The 18372-nt window shown below is 60.1% G+C and carries 11 protein-coding genes; 7 read left to right on the top strand and 4 right to left on the bottom strand.

The window, feature by feature from the left end; genetic code table 11:
- Nucleotides 1–13: 13 nt before the first annotated feature.
- The 4 genes from AC3IUF_RS16140 to AC3IUF_RS16125 all read left to right on the top strand — a co-directional run bounded on the left by AC3IUF_RS16140 (nt 14) and on the right by AC3IUF_RS16125 (nt 7904).
- Nucleotides 14–3121 (top strand): efflux RND transporter permease subunit, encoded by a 3108-nt coding sequence (locus AC3IUF_RS16140; protein ID WP_007914366.1) that lies wholly within the window; start codon nt 14–16, stop codon nt 3119–3121.
- Nucleotides 3118–4590, top strand: coding sequence for an efflux transporter outer membrane subunit (locus AC3IUF_RS16135; RefSeq protein ID WP_123375383.1), 1473 nt, complete (start codon nt 3118–3120; stop codon nt 4588–4590). Before AC3IUF_RS16140 ends, AC3IUF_RS16135 begins: the two co-directional genes overlap by 4 nt.
- A gap of 296 nt (nt 4591–4886) precedes the next feature.
- Entirely contained in the window at nt 4887–6968 is a 2082-nt protein-coding gene (locus AC3IUF_RS16130) for a putative bifunctional diguanylate cyclase/phosphodiesterase (RefSeq protein ID WP_095112067.1), read from the top strand.
- Between the two features lie 189 nt (nt 6969–7157).
- Nucleotides 7158–7904, top strand: coding sequence for an SDR family oxidoreductase (locus AC3IUF_RS16125; protein WP_007914361.1), 747 nt, complete (start codon nt 7158–7160; stop codon nt 7902–7904).
- 149 nt (nt 7905–8053) lie between these two features.
- On the opposite strand, the gene mapR is transcribed toward AC3IUF_RS16125, so the two are convergent.
- The 3 genes from mapR to AC3IUF_RS16110 form a co-directional block, all read right to left on the bottom strand.
- The gene (gene mapR / locus AC3IUF_RS16120) at nt 8054–9463 is read right to left on the bottom strand and encodes a GntR family transcriptional regulator MpaR (protein WP_007919188.1); all 1410 of its coding nucleotides are present in this window, start codon (nt 9461–9463) and stop codon (nt 8054–8056) included.
- A gap of 382 nt (nt 9464–9845) precedes the next feature.
- On the bottom strand, nt 9846–11276 hold the full coding sequence (ccoG, locus tag AC3IUF_RS16115) for a cytochrome c oxidase accessory protein CcoG (protein WP_489278590.1): 1431 nt from the start codon (nt 11274–11276) through the stop codon (nt 9846–9848).
- A 195-nt stretch (nt 11277–11471) separates the two neighbouring features.
- Nucleotides 11472–11720: a DUF3203 family protein gene (locus AC3IUF_RS16110; RefSeq protein WP_007919185.1), complete on the bottom strand. Its 249-nt coding sequence runs from the start codon at nt 11718–11720 to the stop codon at nt 11472–11474.
- A gap of 123 nt (nt 11721–11843) precedes the next feature.
- Here AC3IUF_RS16110 and AC3IUF_RS16105 point away from each other — a divergent pair, with 123 nt between their 5' ends.
- Nucleotides 11844–12356, top strand: coding sequence for an MgtC/SapB family protein (locus AC3IUF_RS16105; protein WP_007919183.1), 513 nt, complete (start codon nt 11844–11846; stop codon nt 12354–12356).
- 136 nt (nt 12357–12492) lie between these two features.
- Here AC3IUF_RS16105 and AC3IUF_RS16100 read toward each other — a convergent pair whose 3' ends face one another.
- Nucleotides 12493–12651 carry a hypothetical protein gene (locus AC3IUF_RS16100; protein WP_003224520.1) on the bottom strand — a complete coding sequence of 53 codons (159 nt, stop codon included), beginning with the start codon at nt 12649–12651 and terminating at the stop codon, nt 12493–12495.
- 217 nt (nt 12652–12868) lie between these two features.
- On the opposite strand from AC3IUF_RS16100, the gene AC3IUF_RS16095 reads away from it, so the two are divergent.
- Both AC3IUF_RS16095 and treS read left to right on the top strand, forming a co-directional pair.
- Nucleotides 12869–14866, top strand: coding sequence for an alpha-1,4-glucan--maltose-1-phosphate maltosyltransferase (locus AC3IUF_RS16095; protein ID WP_489278588.1), 1998 nt, complete (start codon nt 12869–12871; stop codon nt 14864–14866).
- Nucleotides 14867–15028: 162 nt separating this feature from the next.
- Nucleotides 15029–18370, top strand: a complete 3342-nt coding sequence (gene treS, locus AC3IUF_RS16090) for a maltose alpha-D-glucosyltransferase (RefSeq protein WP_463543134.1) — start codon at nt 15029–15031, stop codon at nt 18368–18370.
- Nucleotides 18371–18372: the final 2 nt, after the last annotated feature.

The following is an 18372-nucleotide window of genomic DNA, read 5'->3' as shown; positions in this document are numbered from 1 at the left end:
GGGATCGCGTTCGATGAACCTCTCCGGTCCTTTCATCAAGCGTCCGGTGGCGACGATGCTGCTCAGCCTGGCAATCATGCTGCTCGGCGGCGTCAGCTTCGGCCTGCTGCCAGTGGCGCCGCTGCCGCAAATGGACTTCCCGGTGATCGTCGTGCAGGCCAGCCTGCCCGGTGCCAGCCCGGAGGTCATGGCATCCACCGTGGCGACGCCGCTGGAGCGCTCATTCGGTGCGATTGCCGGCGTCAACACCATGAGCAGCCGTTCCAGTCAGGGTTCGACCCGGGTCATTCTGCAGTTTGACCTCGACCGCGACATCAACGGTGCCGCGCGGGAAGTGCAGGCGGCGATCAACGCCTCGCGTAACCTGTTGCCGAGCGGTATGCGCAGCATGCCGACCTACAAGAAGGTCAACCCGTCGCAGGCGCCGATCATGGTGCTGTCGCTGACCTCGGACGTGCTGGAAAAAGGCCAGCTCTACGACTTGGCTTCGACCATTTTGTCCCAGAGCCTTTCACAGGTGCAGGGCGTCGGCGAAGTACAGATCGGTGGCAGTTCGCTGCCAGCGGTACGCATCGAACTCGAACCGCAGGCACTGAACCAGTACGGTGTAGCGCTCGACGATGTGCGCAAGACCATCGCCGATGCCAACGTGCGCCGGCCGAAGGGTTCGGTCGAAGACGGCCAGCGCTTGTGGCAGATCCAGGCCAATGACCAACTGGAGAAAGCCAAGGATTACGAATCACTGATCATCCACTATGCCGACGGCGCCGCGTTGCGCCTCAAGGACGTGGCCAAGGTCAGTGATGGCGTCGAAGACCGCTACAACAGTGGTTTCTTCAACGATGACGCGGCCGTGCTGCTGGTGATCAACCGTCAGGCCGGCGCCAACATCATCGAGACGGTCAACGAGATCAAGGCACAGTTGCCGGCGCTGCAAGCGGTGTTGCCGGCCAGCGTGAAGCTGAATCTGGCCATGGACCGCTCGCCGGTGATCAAGGCAACGTTGCATGAAGCCGAAATGACGCTGCTGATTGCCGTGGCGCTGGTGATTCTGGTGGTGTTCCTGTTTCTCGGTAACTTCCGCGCCTCGCTGATTCCGACATTGGCCGTACCGGTGTCGCTGGTCGGCACCTTTGCGGTGATGTACCTCTACGGTTTCTCGCTGAACAACCTTTCGCTGATGGCGTTGATCCTCGCCACAGGATTGGTGGTGGATGACGCCATCGTGGTGCTGGAGAACATTTCCCGGCACATCGACGAGGGCGTCAAACCGATGCAGGCCGCGTACCTCGGGGCCAAGGAAGTCGGTTTTACCTTGCTGTCGATGAACGTCTCGCTGGTCGCGGTGTTCTTGTCGATTCTGTTCATGGGCGGGATTGTCGAGAGCCTGTTCCGCGAGTTTTCCATCACCCTGGCGGCGGCCATCGTCGTGTCGCTGGTGGTTTCGCTGACGCTGACACCGATGCTCTGCGCCCGTTGGCTGAAGCCGCACACACCCGGCCAGGAAAACCGCCTGCAACGCTGGAGCCGTCGCACCAACGACTGGATGGTCGGCAAATACGCCAGCAGCCTCGACTGGGTGCTGCGTCACCGGCGTCTGACCTTGCTCAGCTTGCTGATCACCGTCGGCGTCAACGTTGCGCTGTACGTGGTGGTGCCGAAAACCTTCATGCCGCAGCAGGACACCGGCCAGTTGATCGGTTTCGTGCGCGGTGACGACGGCCTGTCGTTCAGCGTGATGCAGCCGAAAATGGAAATTTTCCGCCGCGCCGTGCTCAAGGACGAAGCGGTGGAAAGTGTCGCCGGGTTCATTGGCGGCAGCAACGGCACCAATAACGCCTTCATGCTGGTGCGTCTGAAGCCAATCAAGGAGCGTCAGCTCAACGCGCAGAAAGTCATCGAGCGCCTGCGCAAGGAAATGCCCAAGGTCCCCGGTGCGCAACTGATGCTGATGGCGGATCAGGATCTGCAATTTGGCGGCGGCCGCGAACAGACCACGTCGCAGTACAGCTACATCCTGCAAAGTGGTGATCTGGGCGAGTTGCGCAAGTGGTATCCAAAAGTGGTTACCGCGTTAAGGGCCTTGCCGGAACTGACGGCGATTGACGCCCGAGAGGGAGCGGGTGCCCAGCAAGTGACGTTGATCGTCGACCGCGATCAGGCCAAGCGCCTGGGGATCGACATGGACATGGTTACCTCGGTATTGAACAACGCCTACAGCCAGCGGCAGATTTCGACGATCTACGACAGCCTCAATCAGTATCAGGTGGTCATGGAGGTCAATCCGAAATACGCCCAGGACCCGGTGACGCTCAAGCAGGTGCAGGTGATCACCGCTGACGGTGCGCGGGTGCCGCTGTCGACGTTCGCTCATTACGAAAACAGCCTGGAAGATGACCGCGTCAGCCACGAAGGCCAGTTCGCCTCCGAAGACATTTCCTTCGACATGGCCGAAGGCGTGACGGTGGAGCAGGGCAGTGCAGCGATCGAGCGGGCGATTGCCAAACTGGGCCTGCCGGAAGACGTCATCGCAAAAATGGCCGGCACCGCCGACGCCTTCGCCGCGACGCAAAAGAGCCAGCCGTTCATGATTCTCGGGGCGTTGCTGGCGGTGTATCTGGTGTTGGGTGTGCTGTATGAAAGCTACATTCATCCGCTGACGATTCTGTCGACCCTGCCGTCGGCCGGTGTCGGCGCGTTGCTGTCGATCTATGCGCTGGGCGGCGAGTTCAGCCTGATTTCGTTGCTCGGGTTGTTCCTGCTGATTGGTGTGGTGAAGAAAAACGCCATTCTGATGATCGACCTCGCGCTGCAACTGGAACGGCATCAGGGCCTGTCGCCGCTGGAATCGATCCGCAGTGCTTGCCTGCAACGTCTGCGCCCGATTCTGATGACCACCCTGGCGGCGATTCTCGGTGCCTTGCCGTTGCTGCTCGGCCGGGCCGAAGGCGCGGAAATGCGCCAGCCGCTGGGCCTGACCATCATCGGCGGGCTGATTTTCAGCCAGGTGCTGACGCTTTACACCACCCCGGTGGTTTACCTCTATCTTGACAAGCTGCGCCATCGTTTCAACAAATGGCGTGGCGTGCGCACTGACGCCGCTCTGGAAACTCCGCTATGACTGACCGTTCGCTTTTCAATCTGGCCACTGTTCGCGGCTCGCGTTTGCTGAGCCTGTCGCTGTGCGTGGCGATGCTCAGTGCCTGCGCCGTAGGCCCGGACTACCAACGGCCGCAAACTGCGGAAATCGCCCAGTACAAGGAGGCCGAGGGCTGGACCCAGGCCAACCCGAGCGATTCGCTAGCCCGTGGTGCCTGGTGGGAGTTGTATGGCGATCAGCAGCTCAACGGCTTGATCGAGAAACTCAACAATTCCAACCAGACCGTCGCGCAGTCGGAAGCCCAGTACCGTCAGGCTCAGGCGTTGGTGCGCAGTGCCCGTGGCGCGTTTTATCCGAAAGTAGACTTGAGCCTCGGCAAGACCCGCTCCAGTCAGGGCACTGGCAGCAGCAGTTCGAGTCTGAGCAGTTCTTCCAGCGGTATCCGCGACACCTATAACGCCGAACTTGGCGTCAGTTGGGAAGCGGACGTGTGGGGCAAGCTGCGCCGTGGACTGGAAGCCGATGAGGCCAGCGCCCAGGCCAGTTTTGCCGATCTGGCGGCGATGCGCCTGAGCCAGCAATCAGAGCTGGTGCAGAACTACCTGCAACTGCGCGTGATCGATCAGCAGAAACGCCTGCTCGAAGCCACGGTCGCCGCCTACGAACGCTCGTTGAAGATGACCCAGAACCAGTACCGCGCCGGGGTTTCCGGGCGCGATGCGGTGGCGCAGGCACAGACACAACTGAAAAGCACCCAGGCCGATCTGGTTGACCTGATCTGGCAGCGCGCGCAATTCGAAAATGCGATTGCTGTGCTGACCGGACAGGCCCCGGCGGATTTCAACATTGCCGAAGTGCAGACCATTCCAAAGCTGCCGCAAGTGCCGTTGAGCCTGCCCTCGCAGTTGCTGGAGCGGCGCCCGGACATCGCTTCGGCGGAGCGTTCGGTGATCGCTGCCAACGCCAACATCGGCGTGGCCAAAGCGGCGTATTACCCGGATCTGAGCTTGAGTCTGAGCGGCGGCTACAGCAGCAGTACTTCGCAGAACCTGGTCAGCCTGCCCAACCGTTTCTGGTCGGTGGGGCCGAAACTGGCGCTGCCGCTGTTTGACGGTGGCATTCGTTCGGCGGAAGTCGACCGCACCGAGGCGGTGTATGACCAGACCGTGGCCAAGTACCGTCAGACCGTGCTCGACGGTTTCCGCGAAGTGGAAAACTATCTGGTGCAGCTCAAGGTGTATGAAGACGAAGCGGCGGTGCGCCAGGAGGCGCTCGATGCGGCGCGCGACTCCCTGCGCCTGACGGAAAACCAGTACAAGGCCGGGCTGATTGCTTACATCGACGTCGTGGTGGTGCAAGCCACGGCGCTGAGCAATGAGCGCAGCGTGCTGAACATTCTGCAAAGCCGCTTGATTGCTAGCGTGCAATTGATTGCGGCGCTGGGCGGTGGTTGGGACGGGCAGCTGGATGTGAGCGATAACACCCGCTGAAGGTTGGCTTCACTGATCGTTCCCACGCTCCGCGTGGGAATGCCTCAACGGACGCTCCGCGTTCGACTTTGAAGGGACGCGGAGCGTCCCAGGCTGCATTCCCACGCGGAGCGTGGGAACGATCAAAAGCTGTGACGCCGCGCCAGAGCCTTGTCGGACGATCGAACAAGCGTTTCATCGGCTTGATGGCCAATTGCTCACTTTGTCAGTGCGTTCTTCTGTGCAATCAGTACAATCGCCGCCTTTGCCCGACCGAGAACGGACGCAATCCGCGTTGGGTGGCCACGAGAATTCCCATGCTCATCGGTAGTTATTCCTCCACGCTGGTTTTCATTTCGTTGTGTGTGGCGATTCTCGCTTCCTACACCGCGCTCGACCTTACCGGTCGCATTGCCACGGCCAAGGGCCGGGCGGTGCATTTCTGGACCGCCGGCGGTGCGTTTGCCATGGGCATCGGCGTCTGGTCGATGCATTTCATTGGCATGCTGGCCTTCAAACTGCCGATCGACCTGGGCTATGACATCGCCCTGACCGCGCTGTCGCTGCTCATCGCCGTGTTGTCCTGTGGATTCGCCTTATGGTTGGTCAGTCAGCCGAAACTGCCGATTCTGCAACTGGCGTTCGGCGCGCTGATCATGGGCAGCGGGATCAGTGCCATGCACTACACCGGCATGGCGGCGATGCGCATGACGCCGGGGATCGATTACGATCCGACGTTGTTTGGCGCTTCGCTGCTGATTGCCGTCGGCGCCTCGGCGGCGGCACTGTGGATCGCTTTCCGCCTGCGTCAGCATTCGCCTTATGTGCGACTGATTCGGGGCGGGGCGGCGATCATCATGGGCATCGCCATTGTCGGCATGCATTACACCGGCATGGCCGCCGCGCAGTTTCCTGATGGCAGTTTCTGTGGTGCCACCGTCAATGGCTTGAAGGGCAACGGCCTCGACAGTCTGGTGTTGATCACCACGTTGGCAGTGCTGTCGATTGCCTTGCTCACATCGATTCTCGACGCACGCCTGGAAGCGCGCACCGCTGATCTGGCGCACTCATTGACCGTGGCCAACCGCGAACTCACACAACTGGCCCTGCACGACACCCTGACCGGCCTGCCGAACCGCATGCTGCTGGATGACCGGATCAATCAGGCGATGAAAAAGGTCCATGAGCAGGGCGGCTGTTTTGCTTTGATGTTCATCGATCTGGACGGCTTCAAACCGGTCAACGATGCGTTCGGTCACCATATGGGCGACCAGTTATTGCGGGAAGTGGGCTTGCGTCTGCGTGAAGACTTGCGCGGTCCGGACACACTGGCGCGAATCGGCGGCGATGAATTCGTGCTGCTGGTGCGTCTGACCGAACCCGATGACGCACTGGGACTGGCGGCACGTCAGGTCGGCCTGATCGCGCAATCATTCCGCGTCGCCGAACATGATTTGCAGATATCCGCCAGCGTCGGCATCGCCCTGTACCCGGGGAATGGCCAGACCGCGCAGGAACTGCTGATGAACGCCGACGCGGCGATGTACCACGCCAAGGGCGGCGGCAAGAACGGTTACAGCTTTTTCGACGCGTCGATGAACAACAACGCGCGCAAGCAGTTGCAGTTGTTGCAGGACCTGCGCGCAGCGCTGGAGCACAGCCAGTTCAGTTTGCATTACCAGCCGAAGTTCGACGCCGCCAACGGCCGTCCGGTCGGGGCTGAGGCGTTGCTGCGTTGGCAGCATCCGATTCACGGCATGCTGATGCCGGACAAGTTCATCGAACTGGCGGAGAAATCCGGGCTGATCATTCCGATCGGTGAATGGGTGCTCAATGAAGCCTGTCGGCAAATGCGCGAGTGGTACGTGCTCGGTTACACCGATTGGCGTATCGCGGTGAACCTGTCGGCGCTGCAGTTCTGCCACGCCGGACTGGTGCGCAGCGTGGCCAAGGCGTTGGCCACGCATCACTTGCCGGCGAACAGCCTGACGCTGGAAATCACCGAGACCACGGCCATGAGCGATGCCGATGCGAGCATGACGGTGTTGCAGGAGTTGTCGGACATGGGCGTCGATCTGTCGATCGATGACTTCGGCACGGGTTATTCCAGCCTGATGTACCTCAAGCGTTTGCCGGCCAACGAGCTGAAGATCGATCGTGGCTTTGTGCGCGATCTGGAGCATGACAGTGACGATGCCGCGATTGTTTCGGCGATTGTCGCATTGGGCCAGGCGCTCGGTTTGCGCATTGTCGCTGAAGGTGTTGAAACCGGTGTGCAGCAGGCGTTTCTGACTGAGCTGGGATGTGATTCGTTGCAGGGTTATCTGTTGGGGCATCCGATGCCGGCGGACAGATTCATGCAGGATATTGCGCGCGGCAAGCCGGTGGCGGCGGTCTGATCGACCGCGCTATCGTTCTTCGCGAGCAGGCTCGCTCCCACAGGGACGGCGTGGTGCACGAATGCAGTCTGGGAGCGAGCCTGCTCGCGAAGGCGTCCGGCCAGACACAACAGACCTCATGCAAAACCCGCCAATGGCGGTTATTCTTCCCCCCGACTGTTACGTGTGCATTGGGGGAGAAAGGCCAGCATGGATAAAGTCATTGTGATCACCGGTGGCGGGCGCGGGATTGGCGCCGCCACGGCGCTGTTGGCTGCCGAGCAAGGCTATCGGATCTGCATCAACTATGAGCAAGACGAGCAGGCTGCGCAAAGCGTGCTGGAGCAAGTCCGTGCATTGGGCGCACACGCCATCGCCGTGCGCGCTGACGTCAGCATCGAAGACGAAGTGATCGCGCTGTTCCAACGGGTCGACAGCGAATTGGGCCGTGTCACTGCGCTGGTGAACAACGCCGGCACCGTCGGACACAAATCGCGGGTCGATGAAATGTCCGAATTCCGCATTCTGAAAATCATGAAAACCAACGTTCTGGCGCCGATCCTCTGCGCCAAGCACGCGATTCTGCGCATGTCGCCCAAGCACGGCGGGCAGGGCGGCAGTATCGTCAACGTGTCGTCAGTGGCTTCACGCCTTGGTTCGCCCAACGAGTACGTCGATTACGCGGCCTCAAAAGGTGCGCTCGACACCTTCACCATCGGCTTGTCCAAGGAAGTCGCGGGCGAGGGGATTCGGGTCAACGCGGTGCGCCCGGGTTACATCTACACCGATTTCCACGCGCTTAGCGGCGACCCGGATCGGGTCAGCAAGCTGGAGTCGGCGATTCCGATGGCCCGTGGCGGACGGCCGGATGAGGTGGCGGAGGCGATTGTCTGGTTGTTGTCGGATAAGGCTTCGTATGCGACCGGGACGTTTGTTGATTTGGGTGGCGGGCGCTGATCGTTGGGATTTGTGTTGCCTGATCCGGCCCCATCGCTGGCAAGCCAGCTCCCACAGGTTTCTGTGTCGTACACAACATACGCGGTGACATAGAACACTGTGGGAGCTGGCTTGCCAGCGATGGGGCCAGTGCAGTCAGCAACAATCTGTCAGAACGACCGCACAATCCGCCCCAACGTCTCCATGGCCTTTTCCGAATCCTCGGTCCACGGGCTGCCATAGTTCAACCGAATACAATTCCTGAACCGCTGCGTCGGCGAGAAAATCGGCCCCGGCGCAATGCTGATGCCTTGCGCCAGTGCCATCTGAAACAACTTCAACGAATCCATCTGCGGCGGCAATTCCAGCCACAAAAAGTAGCCGCCCGCCGGTTGGCTGACCCGCGTCTGCGCCGGGAAATAGCGGGCGATCGCCGCAAGCATCGCGCTCTGCTGTTCTTCCAGCGCATAACGCAATTTGCGCAAATGCCGGTCGTAGCCGCCGTGTTGCAGATAGTCGGCAATCGCCGCTTGCGCGGGCATTGAGGCGCACAGTGAAGTCATCAGTTTCAACCGTTCGATTTTCTGCGCGTAGCGCCCGGCGGCGACCCAGCCGATGCGGTAACCCGGGGCCAGGCTTTTGGCGAACGAACCGCAGTGCATCACCAGGCCCTCAGTATCGAAGGCCTTGGCTGGTTTCGGTGCCTGCTGGCCGTAATAGAGTTCGGCGTAGACATCATCTTCGATCAGCGGCACCTGATGGCGGCGCAGCAGTTCGACCAATTCCTGTTTCTTCGCCTCGGGCATGGTCGCGCCCATCGGGTTCTGGAAGCTGGTCATGCACCAGCAGGCCTTGATCGGGTGGCGTTCCAGGGTTTGCGCGAGCACGCCGAGGTCGATGCCATCGCGCGGGTGCACGGGGATTTCCACAGCTTTGAGTTTCAACCGCTCGAGGACTTGCAGGCTGGCGTAGAACGCCGGCGCTTCGATGGCGACCAGATCGCCCGGTTCGGTGACGGCTTGCAGGCACAGGTTCAGCGCTTCGAGCGCGCCGTTGGTGATCAGCAACTCTTCCATCGGCAGCATCAGGCCGCCGACCATGTAGCGCAGGGCGATCTGCCGGCGCAGTTGCGGGTTGCCCGGCGACATGTCGGTGACGACCATGCGCGGGTCCATCTCGCGGGCGGCACTGGCCAGCGAGCGCGACAGGCGTTGCAGCGGGAACAGCGTCGGGCTGGGGAACGCTGAGCCGAAGGGCACGGTGCTCGGGTCCTTGATCGAATCGAGTACCGAGAACACCAGTTCACTGACGTCGACTTCGGTGGAGTCGTTGACGTGGCTACTGATCACCGGCTCTGAGAACGGGCTCGGCGCGTGAGTGTTGACGAAGTAGCCGGAGCGCGGTCGGGCGCGGATCAAGCCACGGCGTTCAAGCAGGTAATAGGCCTGGAATACCGTGGACGGGCTGACGCCGTAGGTCTGGCTGGCGTAACGCACCGAAGGCACGCGCTGGCCGGGGCCGAGGACGCCGGAGCGGATCAGTTCAGCGATGTCGTCGGCGAATTTTTCGTAGCGTTTCATCGAGGAGCCTTGGTGCTGGTTGATGATGAGGTGTGTCAGGGGAACTGCCCCTCACCCTAGCCCTCTCCCAGAGGGAGAGGGGACTGATCGGGGGATGCTTGTGAACTACACCGACCTGAAAGTGCTTCGCTGAATCCATAATCGACTCGACCTGAAAGTGCTTCGCTGAATCCATAATCGACTCGGCCTGAAAGTGCTTTGCTGAATCCCAATCGACTCGGTCTGAAAGCGTTTTGCTGAATCCCAATCGACTCGGTCTGAAAGCGTTTTGCTGAATCCATAATCGACTCGGTCTGTCAGGTCGATGTATAGCGACAGACACCTCGGTCGGCCCCCTCTCCCCCTGGGAGAGGGCTGGGGTGAGGGAGCGGATTCTAACGGCTCAGCGATTCATCGGCGCAACAAACCTGCTCTTCGCCACGCTATAAACCTCAGGCTCATCACTGTCGGCAATCTTGAAACTCAAGGTCTGCGAGCTGCTGGCCGGGCGCTCCGTGGTCATCGCCACCGACACCGGCACATCGACAATTTCCCCCGGTGCCAGGCTCAGTTGAGTCTTGCCTTGCAACTGGAAGCCGTCGCCGTCGACCAGGCTGAGGTTGTAGTCCTGACGTTGCTGGGTCTTGTTGATGACTTTGAGGCTATAGATGTTTTCGATCTGGCCCTGACCGTTTTCACGGAACAAGCCGCGATCCTTGGTCACGTCCAGCGAGACCATCGGCCGTTCGACCAGCGCCAATGCCAATGCGCCGATCATCGCCACCAGCACCACGGTGTAACCGATCAAACGCGGACGCAGCAGGTGAGTCTTGCCACCTTGCAATTCGCGCTCGGAACTGTAGCGGATCAAACCACGCGGGTAGTTCATCTTGTCCATGATCGAGTCACAGGCGTCTATGCACGCCGCGCAACCGATGCATTCCATCTGCAGGCCATCGCGGATGTCGATGCCGGTCGGGCAGACCTGCACGCACAATTGGCAGTCGATGCAATCACCCAGGCCGGCTTCAAGCGGTTTCACGTCGCGTTTACGCGGGCCACGGTTTTCGCCACGGGCCACGTCGTAGGAAATCGCCAGGGTGTCTTTGTCGAACATCACGCTCTGGAACCGCGCATACGGACACATGTGCATGCACACCGCCTCGCGCAGCCAACCGGCGTTGATGTAGGTGGCAGCGGTGAAGAACAGCACCCAGAACAGGCTGACGCCGCCGATTTGCAGGGTCAGCAACTCTTCGGCCAGTGGCCGGATCGGCGTGAAGTAACCGACGAAGGTCAGTCCGGTGAGCACGCTGATCGCCAGCCACAAGGTGTGTTTGGCGGCGCGCCGCGCCAGTTTGTTCAGGCTCCACGGCGCAGCTTGCAGTTTGATCCGCTGGTTGCGCTCGCCTTCGGTGATCTTCTCGCACCACATGAAGATCCATGTCCACGAACTCTGCGGGCAGGTGTAGCCGCACCAGACCCGGCCGGCAAACACGGTAATGGCGAACAAACCGAAGGCGGCGATGATCAACAGCGCCGAGAGCAGGATGAAATCCTGCGGCCAGAACGTCGCGCCGAAGATGTGGAATTTGCTTTCGGAAAGATCCCAGAGCACCGCCTGACGTCCGCCCCAGTTCAGCCACACAGTGCCGAAAAACAGCACGAACAGAAATCCCGCGCCGCTCATGCGCAGGGTGCGGAACAGGCCGGTGAAGCTACGGGTGTGGATCTGGTTGTCGCTGGACTTGGCCGTCGCCTTCATTGGGCGTGCGGGCACCTTCTTTATAGTCGGGGATGCTTCTACGGTTCGGACGGGGATTTGTTCGCTCATGATTATTCGCTCATCAGCCTCCATCAGGCCAGCGCACTATGAGCGTCGATCTGTTTGCATAACAGACTCAGGTATTTCAATAAAAAGCGGATCAGATGAGATTTTGGGTAGCGTCTGCGACAACTTGAAGCAGCGCGCAGGCAAAGGCGCAAACGCCTATCGCAGACGTTTGCGCGGGGTGTTGATCGAAGTCAGTCAAATCACCGAATCACTCTCGTCGGCTTTCAGGTGTTTGCGGCCGTCTTTGGCGCCTGCGACGGTCAAGGCGTCAGCCTCTGCTTCTGTGATGTAAACGCGCCGGCCTTCTATTTCCACGAATGACATGGATTTTTCGCTATCTGTCATGACTTCCAGGGTGTCGCAAATGCGAATTTCCTCGCCGTGTTCGACGGCGAAAAAACACACTTTTTGTTCGGGGTTGGATTCATCGACTCGAAGAGGCATGGGAGCAGTCCTTTTTTCAGGGAGGTCTGCAAGGTTAGGGCGCGCGCGTTACCGATCGTTCTGCGCAACTGATTAATGGTCGCCGCTGTCCATCGTTTACCGACTAATAACAAGGACTACACGATGAACGCGTGGTGGCATGAAGTGTGGGAAACCCTGCAAGCGGAATTCGCCGACGTTGGTGATGCTTCGCAATTGACGCGGATTACCGTTCGCCTGCTGATGGCGGCGGTGCTGGGCGGGATTCTGGGGTTTGAGCGCGAGCACAAGGGCAAGGCTGCCGGGGTGCGCACGCATATGCTGGTAGCGCTTGGGGCCGCGCTGTTTGTGCTGGTGCCGCAAACGTCAGGGGCGGAGTCGGATGCGATGAGCCGAGTGGTGCAGGGGGTGATCGCCGGGATCGGCTTTCTCGGTGCCGGGACTATCCTGAAAAACAAGGAAGGCGATGAAGGCCATGTCAAAGGCCTGACCACGGCTGCCGGGCTGTGGATGACCGCGGCCATTGGTGTCGCGGCCGGGTTGGGCAGGGAGGCAACGGCGCTGCTCAGTACCTTTCTGGCGCTGGGGATTTTCAGCGTGATGCCGCGCATCGTGAAGCTCTTCGAAAAGGACGAGGAAAAAACTGATGACCACTGATCATTCCTGCGCCGGATGATCGTTGCCACGCTCTGCGTGGAAACGCCTCAATGGACGCTATGCGTCCGCTTTGGGACTTGGAGCGTCCGGGGCTTCATTCCCACGCGGAGCGTGGGAACGATCAGTTAACGATCAATCAGACGATGACGGGTGGCATCGTCGTCGGTGGTTCTTCTTTGGGCGGCGGTGTGGTTCCCGGTGGTTCCTGCTCGGGAATCGGCTGCGGCTCGGTCTCGGGAAGAGTGGGTTTGTCGATGTTCGGATCAGGCGTTTCGGCCGGGATCGGGATGTTCATCTGATGACCTCCGTGTGGCACATGGCGTGAGAAGTGCTTAAGTGGATTGACCACCTCGTGGCGAATTCGATCCGCTTTTCTGACACGGCAATTTCATCTGAACTTTTCCCGGCGCCGGTCGCTCGGAACCTAAGTGAGTTCATTGCGGGGCAGGCGCAGCGTTGCGAACACTGACCCGGCACAAGAGCGTCCTTGGGGCGTTAAGGAGAGATGCTCAATGACGGCTGAAAAACCTTCTGAATTAAGCTACAACCCGCACATGCCGCTGTCGCAGGCCTTGCTGCTGCCGCGAATTGCCATTGAAAACACCATGCCGACCCTCGATGGCGGGCAGTTCGCCGTGAAGTCGATTGCCGGCCGTGAAATTGTGGTCACCAGCAAAGTGTTTGCCGACGGTCACGACAAACTCGCCGTGCGCATTCGCTGGCGCGAGGAAGGCGAGGAGACCTGGCAGACCGAGGTCATGGCTGATCAGGGCAACAATGGCTGGCAAGGCCAGTTCCGCCCTGAGCACCAAGGGCGTTTCCTCTACTGTATCGAAGCGTGGATCGACCATTTCGCCAGTTTCCAATATGAACTGGAGAAGAAACACAACGCCGCCGTACCCGTTTCGCTCGAGTTGCAAGAAGGCCGCACGATGGTGCAACAGGCCGCTGAACGCAGCGAAGGCCAACTGAGCGAACAGCTTGCCGCGTTGCACCACGAGTTGTCCGGGCTGCTCGAAACCGAGCAGGTCGCGTTGTTCCTGCACTCGCGCAGTGCGCAATTGATGGCTGAGGCCGATCATCGCGCCTATCTGAGCGTCAGTCCGGAATTCCCGGTGGACGTCGAACGCGAACTGGCCGAATTTGCCAGTTGGTATGAACTGTTTCCGCGCTCGATCACCGACGATCCCCACCGTCACGGCACCTTCAATGACGTGCACGCGCGTTTGCCGATGATTCAGGACATGGGTTTCGACGTGCTGTATTTCACGCCGATCCATCCGATTGGCCGCGCCCATCGCAAGGGCCGCAACAACGCCCTGAGCGCCGGCCCCGATGATCCCGGCAGTCCTTATGCCATCGGCAGTGAGGAGGGCGGCCACGAGGCCATTCACTCGCAACTCGGCACCCGCGAAGACTTCCGCCGACTGGTGGCCGCTGCTGCCGATCATGGTCTGGAAATCGCCCTCGATTTTGCCATTCAGTGTTCCCAGGATCACCCGTGGCTCAAACAGCATCCGGGCTGGTTCAACTGGCGTCCCGACGGCACGATCAAATACGCGGAAAACCCGCCGAAGAAATATCAGGACATCGTCAACGTCGACTTCTATGCGCCGGACGCGATTCCGAGCCTGTGGGTCGAGTTGCGCGATATCGTCATCGGTTGGGTCGAGGAGGGCGTGAAGATCTTTCGCGTCGACAATCCGCACACCAAACCGCTGCCGTTCTGGCAATGGCTGATCGCTGATGTGCGGGCGCTGTACCCGGAAGTGATCTTCCTCGCCGAAGCCTTCACCACGCCAGCGATGATGGCGCGGCTGGGCAAGGTCGGTTACACCCAGAGCTACACCTACTTCACTTGGCGCAACAGCAAGGCTGAGCTGGCGACCTATTTCACTGAGCTGAATGAATCGCCGTGGCGCGAATGCTACCGGCCGAACTTCTTCGTCAACACGCCAGACATCAACCCGGCGTTCCTCCACGAATCCGGGCGTCCGGGATTTTTGATTCGTGCGGCGCTGGCAACCATGGGCTCGGGCTTGTGGGGGATGTATTCGGGGTTCGAACTGTGCGAATCGGCTCCGGTGCCGGGCAAAGAAGAATACCTCGACTCGGAGAAGTACGAGATCCGCGTCCGCGACTTCACAGCGCCCGGCAACATCATTGCCGAGATCGCCCAACTCAACCGTATCCGCCGGCAGAACCCGGCGCTGCACACGCATCTGGGCCTGAAGGTCTACAACGCCTGGAACGACAACATTCTGTATTTCGGCAAGCGCAGCTTCGACGGCAGCAATTTCATTCTGGTCGCGGTCAGCCTCGATCCGCACAACGTGCAGGAGGCGAATTTCGAACTGCCGCTGTGGGAAATGGGCTTGCCCGATGACGCAACGACACACGGCGAAGACTTGATGAACGGGCATCGCTGGGACTGGCATGGCAAATACCAGTTCATGCGGATTGACCCGGCGTATCAGCCGTTTGGCATCTGGCGAATCACCGCTACGTAATGATCGTTCCCACGTCGAGGCGTCGAACCGTCTGCGTGGGAACGCATCCCGGGACGCTCCGCGTCCCAGAAACTGACGCAGAGCGTCCATGGCGGCATTCCCACGCGGAGCGGGGGAACGATCATCGTGGGACGCTTTTAAAGCATTCAGCAGGAGTTTCACATGGCGAAGAAACCCAAGGCAGCCACCTTTATCAAAGACCCGCTCTGGTACAAGGACGCGGTGATCTATCAAGTTCACGTCAAATCGTTTTTCGACTCCAACAATGACGGGATCGGCGACTTTCCCGGCCTGATCGCCAAACTCGATTACATCGCCGACCTCGGCGTCAACACTATCTGGCTATTGCCGTTCTACCCGTCACCACGTCGCGACGACGGCTACGACATCGCCGAATACCGCGGCGTGCACAGCGATTACGGGACCATGGCCGATGCCAAGCGTTTTATCGCCGAAGCGCACAAGCGCGGCTTGCGGGTGATTACCGAGCTGGTCATCAACCACACCTCGGACCAGCACCCGTGGTTCCAGCGTGCGCGCAAGGCCAAGCCCGGCTCGGCGGCGCGGGATTTCTATGTGTGGTCGGATGACGATCAGAAATACGACGGCACGCGGATCATTTTCCTCGACACGGAAAAATCCAACTGGACCTGGGACCCGGTTGCCGGCCAGTACTTCTGGCACCGTTTCTATTCGCACCAGCCGGATCTGAATTTCGACAACCCGCAAGTGATGAAAGCCGTGCTCTCGGTGATGCGTTACTGGCTGGACATGGGCATCGACGGCCTGCGCCTCGACGCGATCCCGTACCTGATCGAGCGCGACGGCACCAACAACGAAAACCTGCCCGAAACCCACGACGTCCTCAAGCAGATCCGCGCCGAGATCGACGCCAATTACCCCGACCGCATGTTGCTCGCCGAGGCCAATCAATGGCCGGAAGACACGCAGCTGTACTTCGGCGACACCGATGCCGCAGGCCTCAACGGTGACGAATGCCACATGGCGTTTCACTTCCCGTTGATGCCGCGCATGTACATGGCGCTGGCCCAGGAAGATCGCTTCCCGATCACCGATATTCTGCGCCAGACCCCGGAAATTCCCGCCAATTGCCAATGGGCGATCTTCCTGCGCAACCACGATGAACTGACGCTGGAAATGGTCACCGATAAAGAACGCGACTATCTGTGGAATTACTACGCGGCTGACCGTCGCGCGCGGATCAACCTCGGCATCCGCCGTCGTTTGGCACCATTGATGGAGCGTGATCGCCGCCGCATCGAATTGCTCAACAGCCTGCTGCTGTCGATGCCGGGCACGCCGACCCTGTATTACGGTGACGAGATCGGCATGGGCGACAACATCTACCTCGGCGACCGCGACGGTGTGCGTACGCCGATGCAGTGGTCGATCGACCGCAATGGCGGTTTCTCCCGCGCCGACCCAGCGAGTCTGGTGCTGCCGCCGATCATGGACCCGCAATATGGCTATCTGTCGGTCAACGTCGAAACCCAGTCTGGCGATCCGCATTCGCTGCTGAACTGGACCCGCCGTCTGCTCGCGGTGCGCAAGCAGTCCAAGGCGTTCGGCCGTGGCTCGTTGAAAATGCTCTCACCGAACAACCGCCGTGTACTGGCCTACACCCGCGAATTCACCGATGCCGATGGCAAGCACGAAATTATTCTGTGCGTGGCCAACGTTTCGCGCAGTGCGCAAGCGGTGGAGCTGGACCTGTCGGCCTACGTCGGCATGGTGCCGGTGGAGATGCTCGGCGGTAACGCGTTCCCGCCGATTGGCCAGTTGAATTTCCTCCTGACCCTGGCGCCGTACGGTTTCTACTGGTTCGCCCTGGCGGCAGAAAACCAGATGCCGAGTTGGCACGTGGAACCGGCGCAAAGCCTGCCGGACTTCACCACGCTGGTGTTGAAAAAACGCATGGAAGAACTGCTCGAAGCGCCGTCGCGTACGACGCTGGAGCAAAGCATTCTGCCGAGCTGGCTGCAGAACCGCCGCTGGTTCGCCGGCAAGGACGCCGCCATCGAAAAAGTACATCTGGCTTATGGCGTGCGTTTCGGCGATGCGCAGCATCCGGTGCTGCTCAGCGAAATTGAAGTCACCAGCGGTGGGCAGACCAGTCGTTATCAACTGCCGTTCGGTTTCATTTCCGAGGATCAGGTCGGCCCGGCGTTGCCGCAGCAATTGGCCTTGTCCCGTGTACGCCGTGTACGACAGGTTGGTCTGATCACCGACGCGTTCAGCCTTGAAGCATTTGTTCGTGCAGTGCTGCAAGGTATGCAGAACAACACTGTGCTGGAGTCGAGCGAGGGCGAAATCCGCTTTGCGCCGACGCCGCATCTGGAAAAACTCGGCCTCGGTGCCGAATCGGAAGTGCGTTATCTGTCCGCCGAGCAATCGAACAGTTCGGTGGTGATCGGCAACAGCCTGGTGCTCAAGCTGATACGTAAAGTCGCTTCTGGCGTACACCCCGAACTGGAAATGAGCGCTTACCTGACCGAGGCCGGATTTGCCAATATCTCTCCGCTGCTCGGCTCGGTGATTCGCCGCGACGCCCAGGGCGAAGACAACCTGTTGATGATCGCCCAAGGCTACCTGAGCAATCAGGGCGATGCCTGGGAGTGGACGCAGAACAACCTCGAACGGGCGCTGCGTGATGAGCTGGCCGATGCCATGTCCGAGCAGGAACAGCATTACAACGCCCTCGGCGAGTTGAAGGATTTTGCCGGCATGCTCGGTCAGCGTCTGGGCGAAATGCATCAAATGCTTGCCGCGCCTACCGACAATCCCGACTTCGCCCCGCAGGTGTCGACGGTCAAGGATATGCAGGCGACGGGCAAGGATGTCGTGGCGCAGGTCGAGCACGCCTTGAAGCTGCTCAAGCAGCATCAGGGCGAACTCAATGCGGCGGATCAGAAACTGGTCAAACGTCTCATCGACGAGAAGAAAACCATCCTCGCGCATGTGCAGGATCTGGCGAAAAAAGCCGTCGGCGGTTTACGCATTCGCGTCCACGGTGATCTGCATTTGGGCCAGGTGCTGGTGATCAAGGGCGATGCCTACCTGATCGACTTCGAGGGTGAACCGGCGCGGCCATTGAGCGAGCGTCGTGGCAAACACAGTCCGTACAAGGATGTCAGCGGCGTGCTGCGCTCGTTCGATTATGCGGCGGCGATGACCATCAACGTGCACAACGTTGACCACAGCGCTGAGTCTGAAACCGCGCGGCGTCTGGTCGCCGAGCGTTATCTGCATGAGGCCCGTGAGGCATTTGTTCAGGCATATCGCCGTGCGGCAGCTAGTCTTGATCATGCTTGGCAAGATCCTGAAGGTGCCGACGCCGCGCTGGCGTTGTTCGGCCTGGAGAAGGCGGCCTATGAAGTGGCCTATGAAGCCGAAAATCGCCCCACGTGGCTGCCCGTGCCGTTGCACGGTTTGTATGGGTTATTGACGGGGCTTAAACCCTTTTCCGATCTTGGTGGAGAGTAGTC

Source organism: Pseudomonas sp. KH_040, assembly GCF_057839305.1.
The sequence above is the reverse complement of the archived record's forward strand: the minus strand, read 5'-3'. Positions and strand labels throughout refer to the sequence as shown.

Bases quoted from the DNA above. Each gene is read 5' to 3' on its own strand.
- AC3IUF_RS16140 (WP_007914366.1), top strand. From the start codon at position 14: ATGAACCTCTCCGGTCCTTTCATCAAGCGTCCGGTGGCGACGATGCTG.
- AC3IUF_RS16135 (WP_123375383.1), top strand. From the start codon at position 3,118: ATGACTGACCGTTCGCTTTTCAATCTGGCCACTGTTCGCGGCTCGCGT.
- AC3IUF_RS16130 (WP_095112067.1), top strand. From the start codon at position 4,887: ATGCTCATCGGTAGTTATTCCTCCACGCTGGTTTTCATTTCGTTGTGT.
- AC3IUF_RS16125 (WP_007914361.1), top strand. From the start codon at position 7,158: ATGGATAAAGTCATTGTGATCACCGGTGGCGGGCGCGGGATTGGCGCC.
- mapR (WP_007919188.1), bottom strand. From the start codon at position 9,463: ATGAAACGCTACGAAAAATTCGCCGACGACATCGCTGAACTGATCCGC.
- ccoG (WP_489278590.1), bottom strand. From the start codon at position 11,276: ATGAGCGAACAAATCCCCGTCCGAACCGTAGAAGCATCCCCGACTATA.
- AC3IUF_RS16110 (WP_007919185.1), bottom strand. From the start codon at position 11,720: ATGCCTCTTCGAGTCGATGAATCCAACCCCGAACAAAAAGTGTGTTTT.
- AC3IUF_RS16105 (WP_007919183.1), top strand. From the start codon at position 11,844: ATGAACGCGTGGTGGCATGAAGTGTGGGAAACCCTGCAAGCGGAATTC.
- AC3IUF_RS16100 (WP_003224520.1), bottom strand. From the start codon at position 12,651: ATGAACATCCCGATCCCGGCCGAAACGCCTGATCCGAACATCGACAAA.
- AC3IUF_RS16095 (WP_489278588.1), top strand. From the start codon at position 12,869: ATGACGGCTGAAAAACCTTCTGAATTAAGCTACAACCCGCACATGCCG.
- treS (WP_463543134.1), top strand. From the start codon at position 15,029: ATGGCGAAGAAACCCAAGGCAGCCACCTTTATCAAAGACCCGCTCTGG.